Below are 372 nucleotides of genomic sequence, written 5' to 3' on the forward strand. Positions count from 1 at the left end.
TCTCGCGGCGCACTCCCCCGCCAACCGGTCCAACTCCGCCAGCGCACCGGACACCACCACCGACGCCGGACCGTTCACCGCCGCGACATCGACACCACCACCCGCACCACCACCCGCACCGCCGCCCTCACCACCACCGGTCTCCGACCGCAGCAGCTCCCGCACGTCGGCTTCCGACGCGCCGACCGCCAACATCCCACCGCCGGCCGGCAACGCTTGCATCAACGAACCCCGCGCCGCCACCAGCACACACGCATCCTCCAGCGACAGGACACCCGCCGCCCACGCGGCAGTCACCTCACCGATCGAATGCCCCGCCAGGTAATCCGCCGTCACACCCCACGACGACAACAACTCCCACAACGCCACCTC

General features: G+C 71.0%; 1 protein-coding gene. It reads right to left on the reverse strand.

What is annotated here, in order from left to right; translation table 11 throughout:
• Positions 1-369: acyltransferase domain-containing protein (locus B1205_RS31430; RefSeq protein WP_254909918.1), on the reverse strand; the 369-nt coding region annotated here is incomplete at its 3' end.
• Between the last annotated feature and the right edge of the window lie 3 nt (positions 370-372).

The organism is Micromonospora sp. NBS 11-29 (genome assembly GCF_002140155.1).
Classification (GTDB): domain Bacteria; phylum Actinomycetota; class Actinomycetes; order Mycobacteriales; family Micromonosporaceae; genus Micromonospora.